Raw genomic sequence first — 16,710 nt, 5'->3', positions numbered from 1 at the left:
TCTGCTCAGCCGGTCAGCAGGAGGGCGGCGCAGGTGCCGGCGACCAGGAACGGGCCGAAGGGTAGGTGGCTAGACCAGCCGATCCGACGACTCGCCAACAGCGCCACGCTGACCAGCGCCGACAGCAGGAACGTCAGCACCAGGCCGGTCACCAGCAGGCCCCAGCCCTGCCAACCGAGCAACGCCCCCACCCCCAGCGCCAGCTTGGCGTCGCCGAGCCCGAAGCCGCGCCGGCCGAGCAGCAGCGTGGTGGTGGCGAAGGCCAGACCGAGCGCCGCGCCGGCCGCCATCGCGCGCAGCCACGGCCCGGCACCAGCCCCGGTCAGCGCGGCCACCCCGAGCAACGCCCAGGTGCCGACGGCGGCGGGCCAGGTGAGCCGGTCCGGCAGCCGGTGCACCGCCAGGTCCACCAGGACCAGCGGGATCGCCCAGCCGAGCCACCAGGCCAGCGCGGCCCGCTCGGCCAACGAACCGTCGACCAGCACCAGCACCGCCACGGCCGCCAGCAACAGCGCCTCGACCGCGAGCGGCGCCGCGCCGATCCGCCCCCGGCAGGCCGGGCAGCGGGCCACCGGCCCGAGCGCCGGCAGCGGCCGGTCCAGCCCGATCGGTGCGCCGCAGCCGTCGCACCCGGCCCGGTCCACCACCCCCGGGGGTACGGCGTACCGGGCGACCGCGAGCCGCAGGACCGGTACGACCGCCAGGACCCCTGCCAGCCGCCGCAGAAAAAACACGGAGGGTGACTTCCCGTCCGGGCCGACGTAACGGTCCGGTATCAGCTCGTCGGCGGTGGTGGAGCCCGGAACCGCCCTCACCCGTCCGGAAGGTTGGGCGGTAGTGGCCGTGACGACCGGGGAACGGATCGGACCGGCCGCCTCGACCCACCCCAAATCCCCCGGTGGCGCGGACGGTTCGACGGCCGGGCCGGGCCGGTCGACGGGCACCGGCCCTCGTTCGGCCGGCACCGGTAGCCCCGGCCGGCCCCCCTGGACATCGCCCACGTGTCGTCACTCCTGCCCATCACCGAGAGTGCGCAGTTGAATTGCCTCTGTTGCATCGGCGCACGTCAGCCTATGCTCGCCCCTTGGGTGGGACGCAACCCCGCGCAGCCGCGTCACCGCCCACACCGGACACGACGCTCCACAGTTGGCAGAAGATCCGCACAGGTAAATGCGACAGCACCCGGACATGTCCGATCGACATCATCCCGGCGTACCGCCGCATGCCCGGAGGCCGCCACGACCGCCGCCGCCGGGTGATACCGAGGAGGGGCACGGCAATGCGTACTCGGCATTCCCGCCGCTGGACCACCTGCCTGGTCGTCGCCGTGGTGGCCGGCTCCGCCGCCGGCTGCGGCGACTCACCGGAGACGACCACCGCGCCCGCACCCCGGCCCGCGAGCGACACCCGCCAGCCGACCGAGGCGGAACGGGCCGCCGAGCGGGCCGCGCTGGCGGCGTACGCCGGCTATCTCGACGCCTCCCGTGAGGCGAGCCGGGACAGCGACCCCCGCCACCCGAAGCTGACCCGGTTCCTGGCCGACCCGCTGCTCACCCGGGTCCGGGTCGCCATCGACGACACCCGCCGGCACGGCGCGGTACGCACCGGGACGCTCAAGTCCGCACCCACCGTCACCTCCGTCAGCCTGGACGGCGACCCACCGACCGTGGAGATCCAGGACTGCCTGGACGCCACCGGCTACCGGCTGGTCTATGTCAAGGACAAGCGGGTGGTGCCCGGTTCCGGCGGAAGCCGGCACCTGGCGACCGCCACCGCGACCCGCTACCCGGACGGCCGGTGGCTGATCAGCGCCGGCGCGGCACACGAGGACCAGCCATGTTGACACGGAGCACCGCACGCCTCCCCATCCGTCGGGTGCTGGCCGGCCTGCTGGTGGCCGTGCTCGCGGCCGGGTTCGCCGCACCGGCCCAGGCGCAGGCCGCCGGCCCGGGGGTGGAGTGCCCACCGGGGCAGAACGACTGCAGTGTCTGGGACGACGAGCCCGGCACCCCCGGTGATCCCGGCGGCGGCGACGGACCGGGCGGCCCGAACAGCCCCGGCGCCACCCCGAAGTGCCAGTGGAACGGCAGGCCGCTGCCCTGCTACAACCCGAACCTCGGCTGGTTCGACAACGCCAGCGGCTGCTACTACAAGGTCGCCGAGCCCCAGCGCGACGCCCCGGACGGCCAGGTGTGGTACGTCCGGACCTGCAACGGCGGGGACCTGGGCGACCAGTCGATGGTGCTGCTCGACGGGCCGCCGCCCGGGTTCGGCACCCCGCCCGACCCGGAGGAGCTGGCCCGCCGGGCGCTCGCCTCGATCAGCCTGCTGCCGCCCCGGGCCTCGGTGGCGCCCCGGCGCAGCGTCGGCCCCGGCCTGGTCGGCCTGCCGGTCTGGATGTGGGCCAGCCCCGGCCAGAACTACTTCGGCCCGCTCACCGCCCGGGCCAGCGACCGGGGGCTGACCGTCACCATCACCGCCAAGGTCCAACGAACCGTGTGGACCATGGGCAACGGCAAGAAGGTCACCTGCACCGGCCCGGGCACGCCCTACAAGACGACCGGCCCGAACGCCGGCAAGAAGTCGCCCACCTGCGGATACGACGGCTATCCCAAGGCCAACAACTACCGGGTCAGCGCCACCACCTTCTGGAACGTGCACTGGGTCGGCGGTGGCCGCAGCGGTGACATCGCGCAGACCCGCACCAGCGGCGTCGTCGAGATCCAGATCAAGGAACTCCAGGTGGTGACCCGATGAGCGCCCACCGCTCGATCTTGCGAGCCCCGCAGCCGCGAACGGAGATTGTTCCGGTGAGCGCGAGGAGCGAGCCGGTTTTGCGAGCCCCGCAGTCGCGAACGGAGATTGTTCAGTGAGTCTGGCCACCCGTAACAGCGGTCCGGTGGACGCGCCGGTCGCCCCACCCAAGGTGGTCCGGCAGCGCCGTACCCGGCCCGGTCTGCTCGGGCTCGCCGTGCTGCTGATCGCGTTGGGTGGGCTCGGCGCGGCCTTCGCGGTCACCTCGGTCCGGGCCACCGGCAGCTACCTGGCGATCGCCCGCCCGGTCGAGGTGGGCCGCATCCTGACCGCCGACGACCTGGTCAGTGTGCAGGTCTCCGGGGGCGCGGGGCTGTCCCCGGTGCCGGCGAAGAAGCGGGACGAGGTGGTCGGCAAGCGGGCCGCCGTGTCCCTGGTCCCCGGCTCGCTGCTCACCATGGCCCAGCTCACCGACGCCCCGCTGCTCGGCCAGGGGCAGCAGCAGATCGCGTTGGGCCTCGAACCGAGCAAGGTGCCGGCCCGCAAACTGCACCCCGGTGACAAGGTGCTGCTGGTCAGCACCCCGGACGAGGATGCCGACAACCAGCCGTCGGCCACCCGGTTCACCGCCACGGTGATCGACGCGGTCGTCCCCGAGAACGACGACGTGGTGATCTACCTGGCACTCGCCGTACGGGACGTCCCGGCGGTGGTGGTGCTGGCCGCGCAGGACCGGATCGCCCTCGTGCTGACCGAGGCGGCCTGACCATGGCCATCATCGCGCTGGTCTCGGCGAAGGGCTCACCCGGCGTCACCACCACGGCGCTGGCCTGCACCCTGAGCTGGCACCGGCGGCTGGTGCTCGCCGAGTGCGACCCGGCCGGCGGCTCGGTGCTCGCCGGCTACCTGGGCGGCGCCCTCGACGGGCCACGCGGCATCGGTGAGCTGGCCGTGGGCGAGCTGCGCGACGGCAGCCTGGAGTCGACGTTCTGGTCCCAGCTGGTCGACCTGGACGCGCCGAGGCGGGAACGACTGCTGCTGCCCGGTGTGGTCGACCCGGCGCAGGCCGGCAGCGTCGCCCCGCTGTGGCAACGGTTCGCCGACTACTTCCACACCCTGGAGAAGGGCCGGCCCGGTTACGACGTGATCGTCGACTGCGGACGCCTGCAGGTCTTCGGGCCGCCGTGGCCGCTGCTGCGCGCCGCCGACGTGGTGCTGCTGGTGACCCGGGCGCAGCTGCCCGGCCTCTCCGGCACCCGGTCGATGATCCGGGCGATCGAACGGGACTTCACCAACCACCGGGTGCCCCCCGGCACGCTGCGGCTGGTGGTGGTCGGCGACGGGCACGGCACCGGCGAGATCGGCAAGGCCCTGGGGGTGCCGGTGATCGCCCGGTTGCCGCAGGACCCGCGTACCGCGCAGGCGCTCAGCTTCGGCGGCACGATCCGCGCCGGACGGCCGCTGATGCGCGCGGCGGCCGCGTTGGAGACCCCGGTGCGGGAGTTGCTGGAGCAGCGGCGGGCCCGGTTGGCCTGGCCGACCCCGGCGCAGGGGGTGCCGGATGCGGTTTGAGCCGGTCTCCCACGACCCACGCACCCCGCCGCCCGGGGTCACCTCCACCATGCCGCCGCTGGCCCCGGTGAACGGCCGGCACCACGCCACCGCCCCGGCGGCGCCACCGGCCGCCGCCCCGCCGGCACCCGCGCCGACCGCGCCACCCCGGCCGAAGGTGGACTTCGCGGTGGTCCGCGAGCTGCGCCGGGAGCTGAGCGAACGACTCACCCAGTGGCAGCGCGGCCGGGAGTTCGACGCCGACGCCGAGGAGGTCGAGCGGGCCCGGCTCGCCGTGGCCGTGGTCTCCGGCTACGCCGACGCGGTACGCCGGGCCGGCACCCCGCTCAGCGCCGACGAGGAACGGACCCTGCTCGACCAGGTGACCGCCGAGCTGGTCGGGCTGGGCCGGCTACAGACCCTGCTGGTCGACGACACCATCGAGGAGGTGCACATCCTCGGCTGCGACCAGGTGCGCATCACCCGGCACGGCGGCGGCGTCGACTGGGGTGAGCCGATCGCCGACAGCGACGACGAGCTGGTGGAGATCCTCCAGGCGGCGGCCCGCCGGGCCGGGGCCACCGAACGGTCGTTGTCCACCTCGAAGCCGACGCTTGACCTGCAACTGCCCGACGGCAGCCGGTTGGCGGCGGTGTTCCTGGTCAGCCACCGCCCCTACGCGGTGATCCGCAAGCACAACACGTTGGACGTCAGCCTCGACGACCTGGCCGGCAGCCGCCCCGACCTGGACGAGATGATCGACCCGCTGCTGCGTGACTTCCTGCGGGCGTCCATGCGGGCCGGGTTGAACATCATGGTCGCCGGGCTGGCCGGGGCCGGCAAGACCACGGTCATCCGGGCGCTGATGGACGAGATCCCGCCCGACGAACCGTACGTGCTGCTGGAGGAGAGCCGGGAACTGCTGCCGGCCCGACGCGGCGAAAAGCACCGGGCGGTGATGAGCTTCGAATCCCGGGAGGGGCACGGCGAACGTGGCCTGGACGGTCGACCGGCCGGTGAGGTGAGCATCGCCGACCTGATCCCGGTGTCGCTGCGGATGGGCGTACTGCGGATCATCGTCGGCGAGGTCCGGTCCCGGGAGATCGTGCCGATGCTCCAGGCGATGACCACCAGCCGGGGATCGATGTGCACCATCCACGCCCGTACCCCCGGCGGGGTGAGCGAGCGGATCATCGAGCTGGCGCTGGCACACGGCCGGGAGATGACCGTCGACCAGGCCCGCCGGATGGCCGGCAACGCCCTCGACCTGATCGTCTACGTCACCGTCGAGGACGAGACCGCGATCGGCGGACGCAAGCACCGGTTCGTCTCCCACGTCGAGGAGGTGATCGGCGTCGGCGACGCCAACCGGATCACCACCACCACCGTGTTCGGGCCCGGCCCGGACGGTCGGGCCATCCCCCGCCACCTGCCGGAACGGGTCCGCGGCCAGCTGCTGCGGGTCGGCTACGACGCCCGGCTGCTGTCCCGTTTCATCGAGGCCGGGGCGGGCGCGTGGCGTCGCCCCCGGCACAGCCGCCTCGCCCCGGTGGTGCGCCGATGAGCACCATCGAACTGCTCGCCGTGGTCTCCGGGGCGGCCTGTGTCGGCGGAATGGTGCTGGCCGTGGTGGCGTTGTTCGGCACCACCAAGCCCACCCGCCCGACCCGCACCTCGACCACGGGGCTGCGTCGGCTCTGGCTCGGTTCGGGCACCAACCGGCGGGACCAGCGGGCCCACCAGATGACGCTCGGTGCGGCGGTAGTGGCGGGGGCGCTGGCGTTCCTGCTGACCGGGCTGCCGGTGGTGGGGCTGATCGTGGCGGTGGCGGTGCCGGGGGTGCCCTGGTTGTTCGCGGTGGGGCGGGCCGAGGAACGGGCCATCACCCGGATCGAGGCCGTCGGCGAGTGGACCCGCCGACTCAAGGACGTCTCCAACACCGGACAGGGCCTCCAGCAGGCGATCGTCGTCACCATCGCCACCGTCCCGGACCAGATCCAGGAGGAGGTACGGCTGCTCGCCGCCCGCCTCCAGGCCGGTTGGACGGCCCGGTCCGCCCTGCTGGCGTTCGCCGACGAGATCGGTGACCCGGTCTGCGACCAGGTGGTCGCCGCGCTGATCCTGCACCTGACCGACCGGGGGGAACGCCTCGGCGACGTCCTCGGCTCCATCGCGTCGGCCGCCTCCGCCGAGGTCGCCACCCGGCGCGAGGTGGAGGCCAAACGCACCCAGCCCCGGTTCGCGGTCCGCTTCCTCACCGGGATGACCCTGGCCGTGCTGGCGTACGGGCTGGTCAACACCGAGTACGTCCGGCCGTACGGGACGTTGTTCGGTCAGGTGCTGATGGCGGTGCTCGCGACGGCGTTCATCGCCCTGCTGGTGTGGGTGCGCGCGATGAGCCAGCCCCCACCGCCGCCCCGGTTCCTGCCCCGACCCGACCCGGCGGAGCTGGTCGCATGATGCTCAACTGGCAGCTCACCATCGCGGTGCTCGGCGGGGCCGCCATCGGACTCGGCGTGTTCCTGCTGGTCCGGGAGGCGTTGCCGGCCTCCCCGGCGCTCGGCCCGGCGCTGCGCCGACTGCACCAACCGGCGGGCACCGCCGTCGCCACCGGACATGGGCCGGACTGGCTGGGGGGCGTCGCCCGTTGGCTGCGCCCGCCGCACCGCCAGCTCGCCCTGCTCGACCAGACCCCCGAGCAGTACACCATGTCGATCCTGCTCTCCGCCCTGGTCGGGTTGGCCACCCCGACGGTGGCGGGGGCCCTGCTCTTCCTCGCCGGGGTGAGCATTCCGGTGGCCGTACCGGTGCTGGGCAGTCTGGGGTTGGCGCTGGTCTGCGCGCTGCTCGCGCACCACACGGTGCTGGCCAAGGCGGACACCGCCCGGGACGAGTTCCGCGCGGCGGTCTGCACCTACCTGGATCTGGTGGCGTTGCAGCTGTCGGCGGCGCACGGCCCGGTGCAGTCGCTGGAACGCGCGGCGGCGGTCTGCGACGGCTGGGTCTTCGCCCGCATCCGGGAGTCGCTGCGGATCGCCCAGATGCAGATGCACTCGCCCTGGGACGAGTTGCAGGCGCTGGCCGAGAAGATCGGCATCCCGGAGCTGGGTGACGTCGGGGCGATCATGCGGTCCTCCGGCAGCGAGGGCGCCCAGGTGCACGAGACGCTGCGCAGCCGCGCCGAGTCGCTCCGGGACCAGATCCGCACCGACAACCTGGCCCGCGCCGAGGGCGTCACCAGCCGGCTGGACATTCCCGGCTCGCTGCTGGTCTTCGTGCTGCTGGCCTTCGTCCTCTATCCGTTCATCGCCCGCCTCTGAGTAACCCACCTCCCCAAGGAGTCCCGCCATGCACCTCGTCACCTTCCTCTACGCGGCCACCGTGGCCCGCCTGGCCGAGCTACGCCGCGAGGCGGAGCGGGGCGACAGCCCGGTCCCGACCGCCGTGATCATCGCCGGCCTGGTGGTAGCCGGGGTCGCAGTCACCGGCATCGTCCTGACCAAGGCCACCGACTGGATGAACAGCATCGACAACCCGTGACCAGTCTCCCCCTGACCGGCTCGCGCCGGGACCGGACGGCCCCCACCGCCAGGTCCCGGTGCGCACCCCCGTGCGCGTCCACGGCCGGGCGGGACACCCCGACCGGGCTCCGCGCCGCAGGCCGGGCCGCCCACCGCAGGCTCACCGCCGGGGGTACGGACCGGGGGGCCAACCCCGTGGAGCTGGCCGTGGTGATGCCGGCGGTGCTGGTGCTGCTCTTCAGCTCCGTCCAGATCGCCGCCTGGTTCGTGGCCCGGTCGACGGCGATGCACGCCGCCCAGAGCGGGGTGAACGCGCAACGGGTCCTCGACGCGCCGGCCGGGGCGGGTGAGGCCCGCGCCAGACACTTCCTGGGTGCCGCCGGGGACTGGCTGGTCGGCGCGAAGACCACCTGCGCCGCCACCGCCACCGAGGTGACCTGCACGGTCACCGGGAAGTCCCTGAGCGTCATCCCGGCCGTCCGGTTCGACATCCGGCAGACCGCCCACGGCACGGCCGAACGGTGGACCAACCCGTGACCGCCCACCCGCCCCGGCGTACCTGGCGCGAACTGCTGACCCGGCCCGCCCGACGACGTGTCCGGGGCGACCGGGCCGTGGTGCACGCCCCGCGATCCGGCAGCCCCGACGAGGTGGTCGGGTGTCACCCGGGCCACGTGTCGGTGAATCGGGCGGCGGGGCGTACCCGGGGATCGGTGTCGGCCGACCGGAGTGCGGGGCGTACCCGGGGATCGGTGTCGGTGGAGGTGGCGGTGCTGACCCCGGCGTTCCTGGCGCTGCTGATGCTGGCCGGGGTGGCCGGCCGGGTTGCCGTGGCCGACGAGGCGGTGGAGGCGGCGGCGCACGACGCCGCGCGGGCCGCCTCGATCGCCCGCAACGCCGGCACGGCGGAGAGCGCCGCCCGGACGGCCGCCCGGCGGCAGCTCGACTGGCGTGGCCTCAACTGTACGAGCGCACCCCAGGTCACGGTCTGGGGCTCGACGCGCAACTCCGACCACACCTCGGTGGGCACGGCGTTCCGGCGGCCGCTCGGCGAACCGGTGAGCATCTGGGTCCGGGTGAGCTGCACGGTCTCCTTCGCCGGCATGCGCTTCCCCGGCCTGCCGATGCGTGACCGGCGGGTCGAGGCGACCTTCGCCTCCCCCCTGGACCGTTACCGGACCCGGCAGTGACCGCGCGTCCGACCGGCGACGAGGGCCGGATCAGCCTCTTCCTCGCCGTCACCATGATCGGCGTGCTGGCGATCATCGGCGTCGCGTACGACGGCGCGGGTCAGCTGCGTACCCTGCAACGCGCCGACGACCTGGCCGCCGAGGCGGCCCGCAGCGGCGGGCAGGTGATCGACCGGGCCGCCGCGATCGAGGGCCGGCCCAAGGTGATCGACGAGCCGGGTGCCCGCGCGGCCGTCACCCAGTACCTGCGGGGCAACTCCGACGTGACCAGCCAGCAGGTCAGCTTCCCGGTGGTGGCCGGCGAGAAACAGATCCGGGTACGCGTCACCGTCGTCTACCGCCGGCACATGCTCGGCCTGATCGGCATGGACCGCACCGTCACCGTCGTCGGCGAGGCGACCGCCCGCACCCTCACCGACCGACCATGAGCCCGTCGACCTGGCGGATTCCGTCCGTTGCGCACCCAGACCGTAGGCCCGCTCACCGGGGTCCCGCACCGAGACCGTAGGCCCACCCATCCGGTGTCCCCGCACCGGCAGACCGTAGGAAGGAGGGCAGCATGGCCACACCGCGTGGTTCCACTGCCCGACGTACCGGGCAGTTGCTCACCGGCTTCGGGTCGCTGGTGGTGCTGGTGGCGTTGCTGGTCGGCGCCCCGATCGCCCTGCTCGCCTTCGCCGGCAACCCGCTGCCGGACCACCTGCCCACCCTCACCGAGGTCGGCTCCGTGCTGACCAGCCGGGACGACGGCCAGCTCTTCATCCGGGCACTGGCGCTGGTCGGCTGGTTCGGCTGGGCGACGTTCGCCTTCTCGGTGCTGGTGGAGATGGGTGCCCAGATCACCCGCCGGCAGACGCCCCGGCTGCCCGGGATGAGCCGGCAGCAGCGGGCGGCAGCAGCCCTACTGGGCTCGGTCGCCCTGATCGTCGCGGCCAGCCCGGCGGCGAGCGCGGCCGTGACGTTGGCCCAGCCGCTCCCGGCCGCCGCCGGCACCGGCGTGGCGACCACCCTGGACACCTCCCGTACCGGGCTCGGTGCCGCCCCCAGCGCCGGCCTCGGTGCCAGCGCCGGTGTCACCCACGGCGCGGTCCCCGGTTCCGGCCTCGGTCCCGTCCCCCGGACCGGCATCGAGGACGGGAAGTCGACGGCGAAGCCGATGTACCGGGTGGCCCGGGGTGACTACCTGGGAGAGGTCGCGGAACGCTACCTTGACGACTTCGACCGCTATCCCGAAGTGGCCCGGCTCAACGACCTGCGCGACGCCGACCGGATCCGGCCGGGTCAGCTCATCAAACTCCCCACCGAGGCCGACGACACCGGTGCCCGCCGGCACGCCAGCGGCCACCTGGTCCCGAACACGCCCCGCAAGCCGTCCCCGCGCCCGCCGGTCACCACGCCGGGCGGCCAGGCCGACCCGCAGCATCAGGGTGCCCCCCGTACGCCGGTCACCCCGGGCAAGCCTGCCGGGCCGGCCACCCCGAAACCGGGCAAGATCGGACCGGCCACCCCGCAGACGGCCACCCCGCAGACCGCTCAACCGCCCGCGCAGCCGCCGGCCGAGCGACCGGTCGGGGTGCCGCCGGCGATGGCCGCCGGAGCGTCCCGGGCCACCCCGGACGACGCCATCAACCGGCCACTGGCCGTGTCGGCGGTGCTGGCGGTGGCGAGCATCGTCGGCGCGCAGATCGGCGCGGTACTCGGCCTGCGCCGCCGACCCGTCCGGGTGACCGCCGGGCGCACCTCGGCCGCCCGGATCGCCGCCGCCCGCATGTCCACCAACCGCACCGCCGGCCGCACCCCGGGCCGCTCGATGGGCAGCCGCGCCTCCGCCGCCCGAGACCTGGTAACCGGCCGCCACCGCCGCGACTGACCCCGTCCCCACTCCCACCCCGTCCCGCCCCCGGCCGCCCAACCCAGCCAGCCCGCTCCAGCCGCCCCCGCCGCCCCGCCCCGCACCGCCCGCCCCGCACCGCCCGCCCCGCACCGCCCGCCCCGGTGATCAAGAGGTTTGCGTCAATTTGTAGATCAACTTTGACGCAAACCTCTTGATCAAACGACGCAAACCTCTTGATCACGCTGTGGGCGGGGCGGGGCGGGGCGGGGCGAGGTCGGGGCAAGGCGAGGTGGGGCAGGGCGGGTGGGGGCGGGGCAGGGCGGGTGGGGGCGCAGGGACGACGGGGCGGGTGGGGAGGGCGGGCGGGCGGGGAGGGGCGGGTGGTTAGGGGAGGCGGGTTTGGAGGGTGCCGTCCACTACCCGGGTGGGGAGGGTCTGCTGGTCGGTCGCGGAGGGGCCGTGGACGACCTCGCCACCGTTGAGGCGGAACGCCGAGCCGTGCCAGGGGCAGACCACACAGGCGTGCCCGTCGATCTCTTGCACCTCGCCCTCACCGAGCGGGCCGCTCTGGTGTGGGCAGCGCTCCAGCATGACGGTGACCTCGTCGCCGTGCCGGTAGAGGATGACCGAGACGTCGTCCACCTCGCGGGTCACCAGCTCTCGTTGCGGCAGCCCCGCCAGCTCGGCCACCGACTGCCACCCGTCGCTCATCCGGTGCAGCTCGGAGACGCTCTGGCTGACCTGCGCCCCCTGCTTGTATGCCAGGTGCCCACCGAGGTACGCCCCGGCGCTCGCCGCGCCCAGCCCCAGGTAGGCCAGCGCCCGGCCGACGCCGTGCCGGCCGCTCAACCGGGCGGCGAGGGAGCCGGCGTACAGGGTCAGGCCAACGGTGTTGGCGGCGGCGTGCACGAGCCCCACCCGACGCTGGTCCCGGGACAGCTCCGCCCAGTCGTTGAGCCCCGCCACGGCGGCGGGCACCGCGCTCACGGTGCCCAGCGCGACCAGTGTGGTGGCCGCGCGACGCTGACCGGGGAGCAGATCGACCACTGCCGCGCTGATCCAGGCCCCCACCGGCACCTGCACCATCGCAGGGTGCAGCGGATGCCCCAGGAACACGCCGTGCAGCAGGTCACGCACCCGCTGTGGGCGCAGGGTCGCCTGGACGGCACGCTGCAACCGGTCGCCGGCCCGGTCCAGCGCGGTGGCCTGTTCGAGTTTCGTCATCAACGCTCGCACGTTCCCCGACTTCCCGGCTGACCGGGCCGCAAACCGGGCGGCCGGGACGAATCTGCCCTTTGCCCTGATCAGCGCCGTGCCGGGACACGGGCACCGACCGGCGCGGCATCCCGCCACCCACACCCCAGTGGGCGGGCCGCCGGCCGGTGTCAGGGGCTGGTGTCCGACCCGCGCGCTCTGGCCCACCCGAGGAAACGACCCATCAGATTATCGGGTACGACGTTCCCGTTGAGCTGGGACAGTTGCGTACCCGCCTCGGCCATCAGGGTGCTCAGGTAGACGAGCAGGCCGGTCCGGTCCTCGCGGTACTCCACCAGCAGGGCGAGCCGGGCCGGCTGGCACGGCCACTCCGCGCCGCAGCCCCGACACCGCCACAGTGGACGCATCGGCAGGTGCGGTCGGGTGTGGCGCAGGGAGCGGTGTCGCACTGCGGTTCTCCTTCCAGGTGGATCGGGGCCACCCCACCCGTCACCGGCGGGGTGGCCCCGGGCTGGACGTCGACCACCGGGTTCCCTCACCTCCACCGGCCGCGCCGCCCTCCACCAGATCGTGCCTCCCTGTGGTCAGACAGATACACCGCGTAGGCGTATGGTGGGCAGATATTCGAGACGTCCGATGGAGGAGTCGTGAACGATGCGCTGCGCGCGGCACTCAACGAAACCGGCTACACCACCGAATCCCTCGCCGAGCGCGTCGGCGTCGACCCCAAGACGGTGGGCCGCTGGCTGAGCGAGGGGCGGATACCGCATGCCCGGCACCGGGTGGCCGCCGCGGAAGCGCTCCGGCGGGACATCGTGGACATCTGGCCGGACACTTCTAGACGTCGCGAGCCGGTGTGGTTCCGTCCCTGGCAGGAGATCGAACGCGACGCCCTGTCGCTGCGCTCATTCGAGTCTGTCGTCATCCCCGGCCTGCTCCAGACAGAGGCGTACGCCCGAGCCGTCCTGCTCGGTGCCGGCACCCTGCCCCGGGGTGACATCGACCGGCACCTCGCGGCCCGGCTCGCCCGCCAGTCGATCCTGAAACGCGACGATCCACCCCAGCTCACGGCCGTGCTCGACGAGTCGGTCCTCCATCGGCCGGTCGGCGGCCGGCAGGCCATGCACGAGCAGTTGCTCGCCCTCGCCGACGCCTGCGACCAGCTGCACGTCCGGGTGCACGTCGTGCCGGCCACCGTGGGTGAGTACGCCGGCCTCAACGGCCCCTTCGTGATCGCCACGAACCCGGATCACCGGATGGCCGGCTATCTCGACAACCAACTCCAGGGACAGGTGGTTAGCGATCTCGATGACCTCGCGGCCATGATGGCAGCGTGGGAGAACGTGCGCGGCGAGGCGTTGTCCCACCGGCAGTCCGTCGATCTGATCACGAAGGTGGCCCAGACATGGAACTGAACCACGCCCGTTGGCGCAAGAGCACCCGCAGCAGCGGCAACGGCGGAAACTGCGTCGAGGTGGCCGACAACCTGCCCGGGGTGATCGCCGTCCGCGACTCCAAGGACCCCGACGGCCCCACCCTGACCTTCACCCCCGCCGCCTGGCACACCTTCCTCACCCGGATCACCGACCGCCGCTGACCCCACCCCGCCCGCCGTGACACCGGGTCGCACCGACCGGGCCACCCCCAGGCCCGGCGCTGCGGCCTCCGGCACGGCACTGCGGCCCCGGCACGGCACCGCGGCCCCCGGCACGGCCCGGCGCTGCGGCCCAGGCACGGCACCACCCGCCCACGCAGATCCCCGCCATTGTCGCGCCGATGGCGCTGCCCAAGCCCCAGGGGACCCAGCACCAGCGCCACCCGCAAGCCCCGCGCAACAGGCAGGGGCTTGCGGGTAGGCGGGAGGAGCGGGGAGCGCACCCGCAAGCCCGCGCAGCAGGCAGGGCTTGCGGACAGGCGGGGTGAGCGGAAGCGCCCCCGCGCAGCAGGCAGGGCCTGCGGGTGCAGGCAGGACAGGCGGGGAGCGCACCCGCAGGCCCCGCGCAGCAGGCGGGGCAGGCGGGGTGGCCGGGCGGGGGTGGGCGGGGGATGCTGGGGGGATGGCGGTGCATGTTGCCCGGAACGGGGCGGTGACCACGGTGATCCTCGACCGGGCGGCGGCGCGCAACGCCGTCGACGGGCCGACCGCGCGGGCGCTCGCCGACGCGTTCCGCGCCTTCGAGGCCGACCCGGAGGCCCGGGTCGCGGTGCTGTGGGGTGCGGGCGGCACGTTCTGCTCGGGTGCCGACCTCAAGGCCATCGGCACGCCGAGCGGCAACCGGGTCGAGCCCGACGGCGACGGCCCGATGGGTCCGACGCGGATGGCACTGTCCAAGCCGGTCGTCGCGGCGATCTCCGGGTACGCGGTGGCCGGTGGCCTGGAGCTGGCGCTCTGGTGCGATCTGCGGGTCGCCGAGTCGGACGCGGTGCTCGGGGTGTTCTGCCGACGCTGGGGAGTGCCGCTGATCGACGGCGGCACGGTACGACTGCCCCGGCTGATCGGCCAGAGCCGGGCGATGGACCTGATCCTCACCGGCCGCCCGGTGCCCGCTGACGAGGCGTACGCGATGGGGCTGGTCAACCGGGTGGTCGCGCCGGGTGAGGCGCGGACGGCGGCCGAGCGGCTGGCCGCCGAGATCGCCCGGCATCCGCAGACCTGCCTGCGCAACGACCGGGCTTCGGTGCTGGCCGGTGCCGGCCGGCCCGAGCCGGAGGCGTTCGCCACCGAGTTCGCCTACGGCATCGACTCGTTGGCGGCGGACGCCACAGCCGGCGCGGCCCGGTTCGCCGCCGGTGCCGGCCGGCACGGACAGTAATTCCGGCCCGGCCGGCACGAACCGCTCACCCCACCCGGCCCGGGGCACGAACCTGGAACCCACTCGGCCCGGGGCACGAACCTGGAACCCCACCCGGCCCGGGGCACGAACCGCGCACCCCACCCGGCCGGCGTGAACCGGGAACCTGGCCCGGTCTGCTCCGAGGCCGGACCGGACCGGCCGACCCGGCGGTTGCGCCGCGCCGGGCCGGTGCGCCGGGCTCAGCTCAGGTCGTTCAGGGCGCTCTGGATGGCCCGGTGGAACGTCGGGTACGCATAGATCATGTGCCTCAGCTGGCTGACCGGCACGGCCGCGTGCACCGCCACGACCAGCGCCGACAGCACCTCACCCCCGGCCGGGCCGACCGACGTCGCACCGATCAGCACCCCCTGGTCGGCGTCGGCGATCACCTTGATGAAGCCGCCCGGTTCGCCACCGTGGATCCAGCCCCGGGTGGACGACGACAGCTCGGTGAAGCCGACCTGCACGTTGATGCCCCGCTCGCGGGCCTGCCGTTCGGTGAGCCCGACCGCGCCCACCTCCGGGTCGGTGAAGGTGACCCGGGGCAGCGCCCGGTAGTCGGCGCGGGGCACGGTGCCGGCGGCGCCGCTCGGGCCGGCCGCGCCCATCGAACCCCCGACGGCGCTGGCCGCGCCCATCGCACCGCCCACCACGCTGGCGGTGCCGCTGGCGTCGGGGCCGCCCTCGGCCCGCCGGGCGTGGTCGAGCACGTCGGCGACCACGATCGACGCCTGGTACATGGCGATGTGGGTGAACGCGCCCTCGCCGGTCACGTCGCCGACCGCCCAGATCCCGTCGGTGACGTGCATCCGGTCGTCCACCGGCAGGTAGCGCTGGGTGGCGTCCACCCCGACGGTGTCCAACCCCAACTCGTCCAGGTGGGCCCGGCGACCGGTCACCACCAGCAGTTTCTCGGCGCTGAACGACCGGTCACCGGCGTACACGGTGAAGGTGTCGTCGTCGTGGCCGACCCGTTCGATCTTGACCTCGGTGGCGATCTCCACCCCGTCGGCACGCAACGCGGCGGCGGCCACCTCGGACGACTCCGGCTCTTCGAGGGCGAGCACCCGGCCGGACGCCTCCAGCACGGTCACCCCGACCCCGAACCGGGCGAAGACCTGCGCCAGCTCCAGCCCGATCGCGCCGCCCCCGATGATCAGCAGGGTCGCCGGTAGCTCCGCCGCCTCGATCGCCTGGTGGTTCGTCCAGTACGGGGTGCCCGCCAGCCCGTCGATCGGCGGGATCGACGGGCGGGTACCGGTGCCGAGGACGACGCCCCGCCGGGCCTGGAACACCTGGTCACCGATCCGGACCCGGCCGGGACCGTCGAGCCGGCCGCTGCCACGCAGGAACCGCCCGCCCTTGCCGGTGAACCGGTCCACCGCGGCCCGGTCGTTCCAGGTGTCGGTGGCCTCCTCCCGGATGCGTTTCGCCACCGGCGCCCAGTCGGCCCGGACCTGCGCCGACCCGGCCAGCCCGTCGACCCGTCGCGCCTCGGCCAGGGCGTTCGCCGCCCGGATCATCATCTTGCTGGGGATGCACCCCCAGTACGGGCACTCCCCGCCGACCAGGTCCCGTTCGACGCCGACGACGCTGAGGCCGGCCTCGGCGAGTCGCCCGGCCACCTCCTCGCCGCCCACGCCGAGCCCGATCACGACCACGTCCACCAGTTCCGGCTCTGCCATCCCGTCAGCATTCCGCACGACCCCACCCTCGGCCACCGGTCCACCCCGGAATTCCCGCCCGCGTGCACCGCCGGACCCGGCCCCGCACCGCCTGGGACCCGGCCCGGCGCAAGCGGCCCGGCGCAA

The 16,710-nt window shown here is 74.0% G+C and carries 19 protein-coding genes; 15 read left to right on the top strand and 4 right to left on the bottom strand.

Annotation, left to right across the window (positions count from 1 at the left end):
* Positions 1–5: 5 nt before the first annotated feature.
* Positions 6–734, bottom strand: coding sequence for an A24 family peptidase (locus ACQP2H_RS01300; protein ID WP_308291123.1), 729 nt, complete (start codon positions 732–734; stop codon positions 6–8).
* A 545-nt stretch (positions 735–1,279) separates the two neighbouring features.
* On the opposite strand from ACQP2H_RS01300, the gene ACQP2H_RS01295 reads away from it, so the two are divergent.
* The 12 genes from ACQP2H_RS01295 to ACQP2H_RS01240 all read left to right on the top strand — a co-directional run bounded on the left by ACQP2H_RS01295 (position 1,280) and on the right by ACQP2H_RS01240 (position 10,886).
* Positions 1,280–1,843, top strand: coding sequence for a hypothetical protein (locus ACQP2H_RS01295; protein WP_208565387.1), 564 nt, complete (start codon positions 1,280–1,282; stop codon positions 1,841–1,843).
* A complete protein-coding gene (locus ACQP2H_RS01290) occupies positions 1,837–2,757 on the top strand; it encodes a hypothetical protein (RefSeq protein ID WP_433230556.1) in 921 nt (306 codons plus the stop codon). Before ACQP2H_RS01295 ends, ACQP2H_RS01290 begins: the two co-directional genes overlap by 7 nt.
* Positions 2,758–2,869: 112 nt before the next feature.
* A complete protein-coding gene (locus ACQP2H_RS01285; protein WP_357532865.1) occupies positions 2,870–3,520 on the top strand; it encodes an SAF domain-containing protein in 651 nt (216 codons plus the stop codon).
* A gap of 2 nt (positions 3,521–3,522) precedes the next feature.
* The gene (locus ACQP2H_RS01280) at positions 3,523–4,326 is read left to right on the top strand and encodes an AAA family ATPase (protein WP_219465617.1); all 804 of its coding nucleotides are present in this window, start codon (positions 3,523–3,525) and stop codon (positions 4,324–4,326) included.
* Positions 4,316–5,869 carry a CpaF family protein gene (locus tag ACQP2H_RS01275; protein WP_219465616.1) on the top strand — a complete coding sequence of 518 codons (1,554 nt, stop codon included), beginning with the start codon at positions 4,316–4,318 and terminating at the stop codon, positions 5,867–5,869. The genes ACQP2H_RS01280 and ACQP2H_RS01275 overlap by 11 nt, the downstream gene beginning before the upstream one ends.
* A complete protein-coding gene (locus ACQP2H_RS01270; protein WP_219465615.1) occupies positions 5,866–6,765 on the top strand; it encodes a type II secretion system F family protein in 900 nt (299 codons plus the stop codon). Before ACQP2H_RS01275 ends, ACQP2H_RS01270 begins: the two co-directional genes overlap by 4 nt.
* Positions 6,765–7,625 carry a type II secretion system F family protein gene (locus tag ACQP2H_RS01265; RefSeq protein WP_219470556.1) on the top strand — a complete coding sequence of 287 codons (861 nt, stop codon included), beginning with the start codon at positions 6,765–6,767 and terminating at the stop codon, positions 7,623–7,625. The genes ACQP2H_RS01270 and ACQP2H_RS01265 overlap by 1 nt, the downstream gene beginning before the upstream one ends.
* Positions 7,626–7,653: 28 nt before the next feature.
* A complete protein-coding gene (locus ACQP2H_RS01260) occupies positions 7,654–7,845 on the top strand; it encodes a hypothetical protein (RefSeq protein WP_208565381.1) in 192 nt (63 codons plus the stop codon).
* 11 nt (positions 7,846–7,856) lie between these two features.
* Positions 7,857–8,363 (top strand): TadE family protein, encoded by a 507-nt coding sequence (locus ACQP2H_RS01255; RefSeq protein ID WP_433233411.1) that lies wholly within the window; start codon positions 7,857–7,859, stop codon positions 8,361–8,363.
* 176 nt (positions 8,364–8,539) lie between these two features.
* Entirely contained in the window at positions 8,540–9,016 is a 477-nt protein-coding gene (locus ACQP2H_RS01250; protein ID WP_433233409.1) for a TadE/TadG family type IV pilus assembly protein, read from the top strand.
* A gap of 53 nt (positions 9,017–9,069) precedes the next feature.
* Positions 9,070–9,444, top strand: coding sequence for a hypothetical protein (locus ACQP2H_RS01245; protein WP_244251708.1), 375 nt, complete (start codon positions 9,070–9,072; stop codon positions 9,442–9,444).
* A gap of 131 nt (positions 9,445–9,575) precedes the next feature.
* On the top strand, positions 9,576–10,886 hold the full coding sequence (locus ACQP2H_RS01240) for a LysM peptidoglycan-binding domain-containing protein (RefSeq protein ID WP_219465613.1): 1,311 nt from the start codon (positions 9,576–9,578) through the stop codon (positions 10,884–10,886).
* Between the two features lie 348 nt (positions 10,887–11,234).
* Here ACQP2H_RS01240 and ACQP2H_RS01235 read toward each other — a convergent pair whose 3' ends face one another.
* A complete protein-coding gene (locus ACQP2H_RS01235) occupies positions 11,235–12,086 on the bottom strand; it encodes a Rieske 2Fe-2S domain-containing protein (protein WP_219465612.1) in 852 nt (283 codons plus the stop codon).
* A 149-nt stretch (positions 12,087–12,235) separates the two neighbouring features.
* The gene (locus ACQP2H_RS01230) at positions 12,236–12,514 is read right to left on the bottom strand and encodes a flavin reductase (RefSeq protein WP_308290966.1); all 279 of its coding nucleotides are present in this window, start codon (positions 12,512–12,514) and stop codon (positions 12,236–12,238) included.
* 198 nt (positions 12,515–12,712) lie between these two features.
* Here ACQP2H_RS01230 and ACQP2H_RS01225 point away from each other — a divergent pair, with 198 nt between their 5' ends.
* The 3 genes from ACQP2H_RS01225 to ACQP2H_RS01215 all read left to right on the top strand — a co-directional run bounded on the left by ACQP2H_RS01225 (position 12,713) and on the right by ACQP2H_RS01215 (position 14,878).
* Positions 12,713–13,480 carry a helix-turn-helix domain-containing protein gene (locus ACQP2H_RS01225; protein WP_357532856.1) on the top strand — a complete coding sequence of 256 codons (768 nt, stop codon included), beginning with the start codon at positions 12,713–12,715 and terminating at the stop codon, positions 13,478–13,480.
* Entirely contained in the window at positions 13,471–13,662 is a 192-nt protein-coding gene (locus ACQP2H_RS01220) for a DUF397 domain-containing protein (RefSeq protein WP_357532854.1), read from the top strand. The genes ACQP2H_RS01225 and ACQP2H_RS01220 overlap by 10 nt, the downstream gene beginning before the upstream one ends.
* A 460-nt stretch (positions 13,663–14,122) precedes the next feature.
* Positions 14,123–14,878, top strand: coding sequence for a crotonase/enoyl-CoA hydratase family protein (locus ACQP2H_RS01215; RefSeq protein WP_219465607.1), 756 nt, complete (start codon positions 14,123–14,125; stop codon positions 14,876–14,878).
* A 221-nt stretch (positions 14,879–15,099) separates the two neighbouring features.
* Here ACQP2H_RS01215 and ACQP2H_RS01210 read toward each other — a convergent pair whose 3' ends face one another.
* On the bottom strand, positions 15,100–16,584 hold the full coding sequence (locus ACQP2H_RS01210) for a dihydrolipoyl dehydrogenase family protein (protein ID WP_363818013.1): 1,485 nt from the start codon (positions 16,582–16,584) through the stop codon (positions 15,100–15,102).
* Positions 16,585–16,710: the final 126 nt, after the last annotated feature.

It is taken from the genome of Micromonospora sp. CA-248260, assembly GCF_050942205.1.
GTDB classification, from domain to species: domain Bacteria; phylum Actinomycetota; class Actinomycetes; order Mycobacteriales; family Micromonosporaceae; genus Micromonospora; species Micromonospora antibiotica.
The sequence above is the reverse complement of the archived record's forward strand: the minus strand, read 5'-3'. Positions and strand labels throughout refer to the sequence as shown.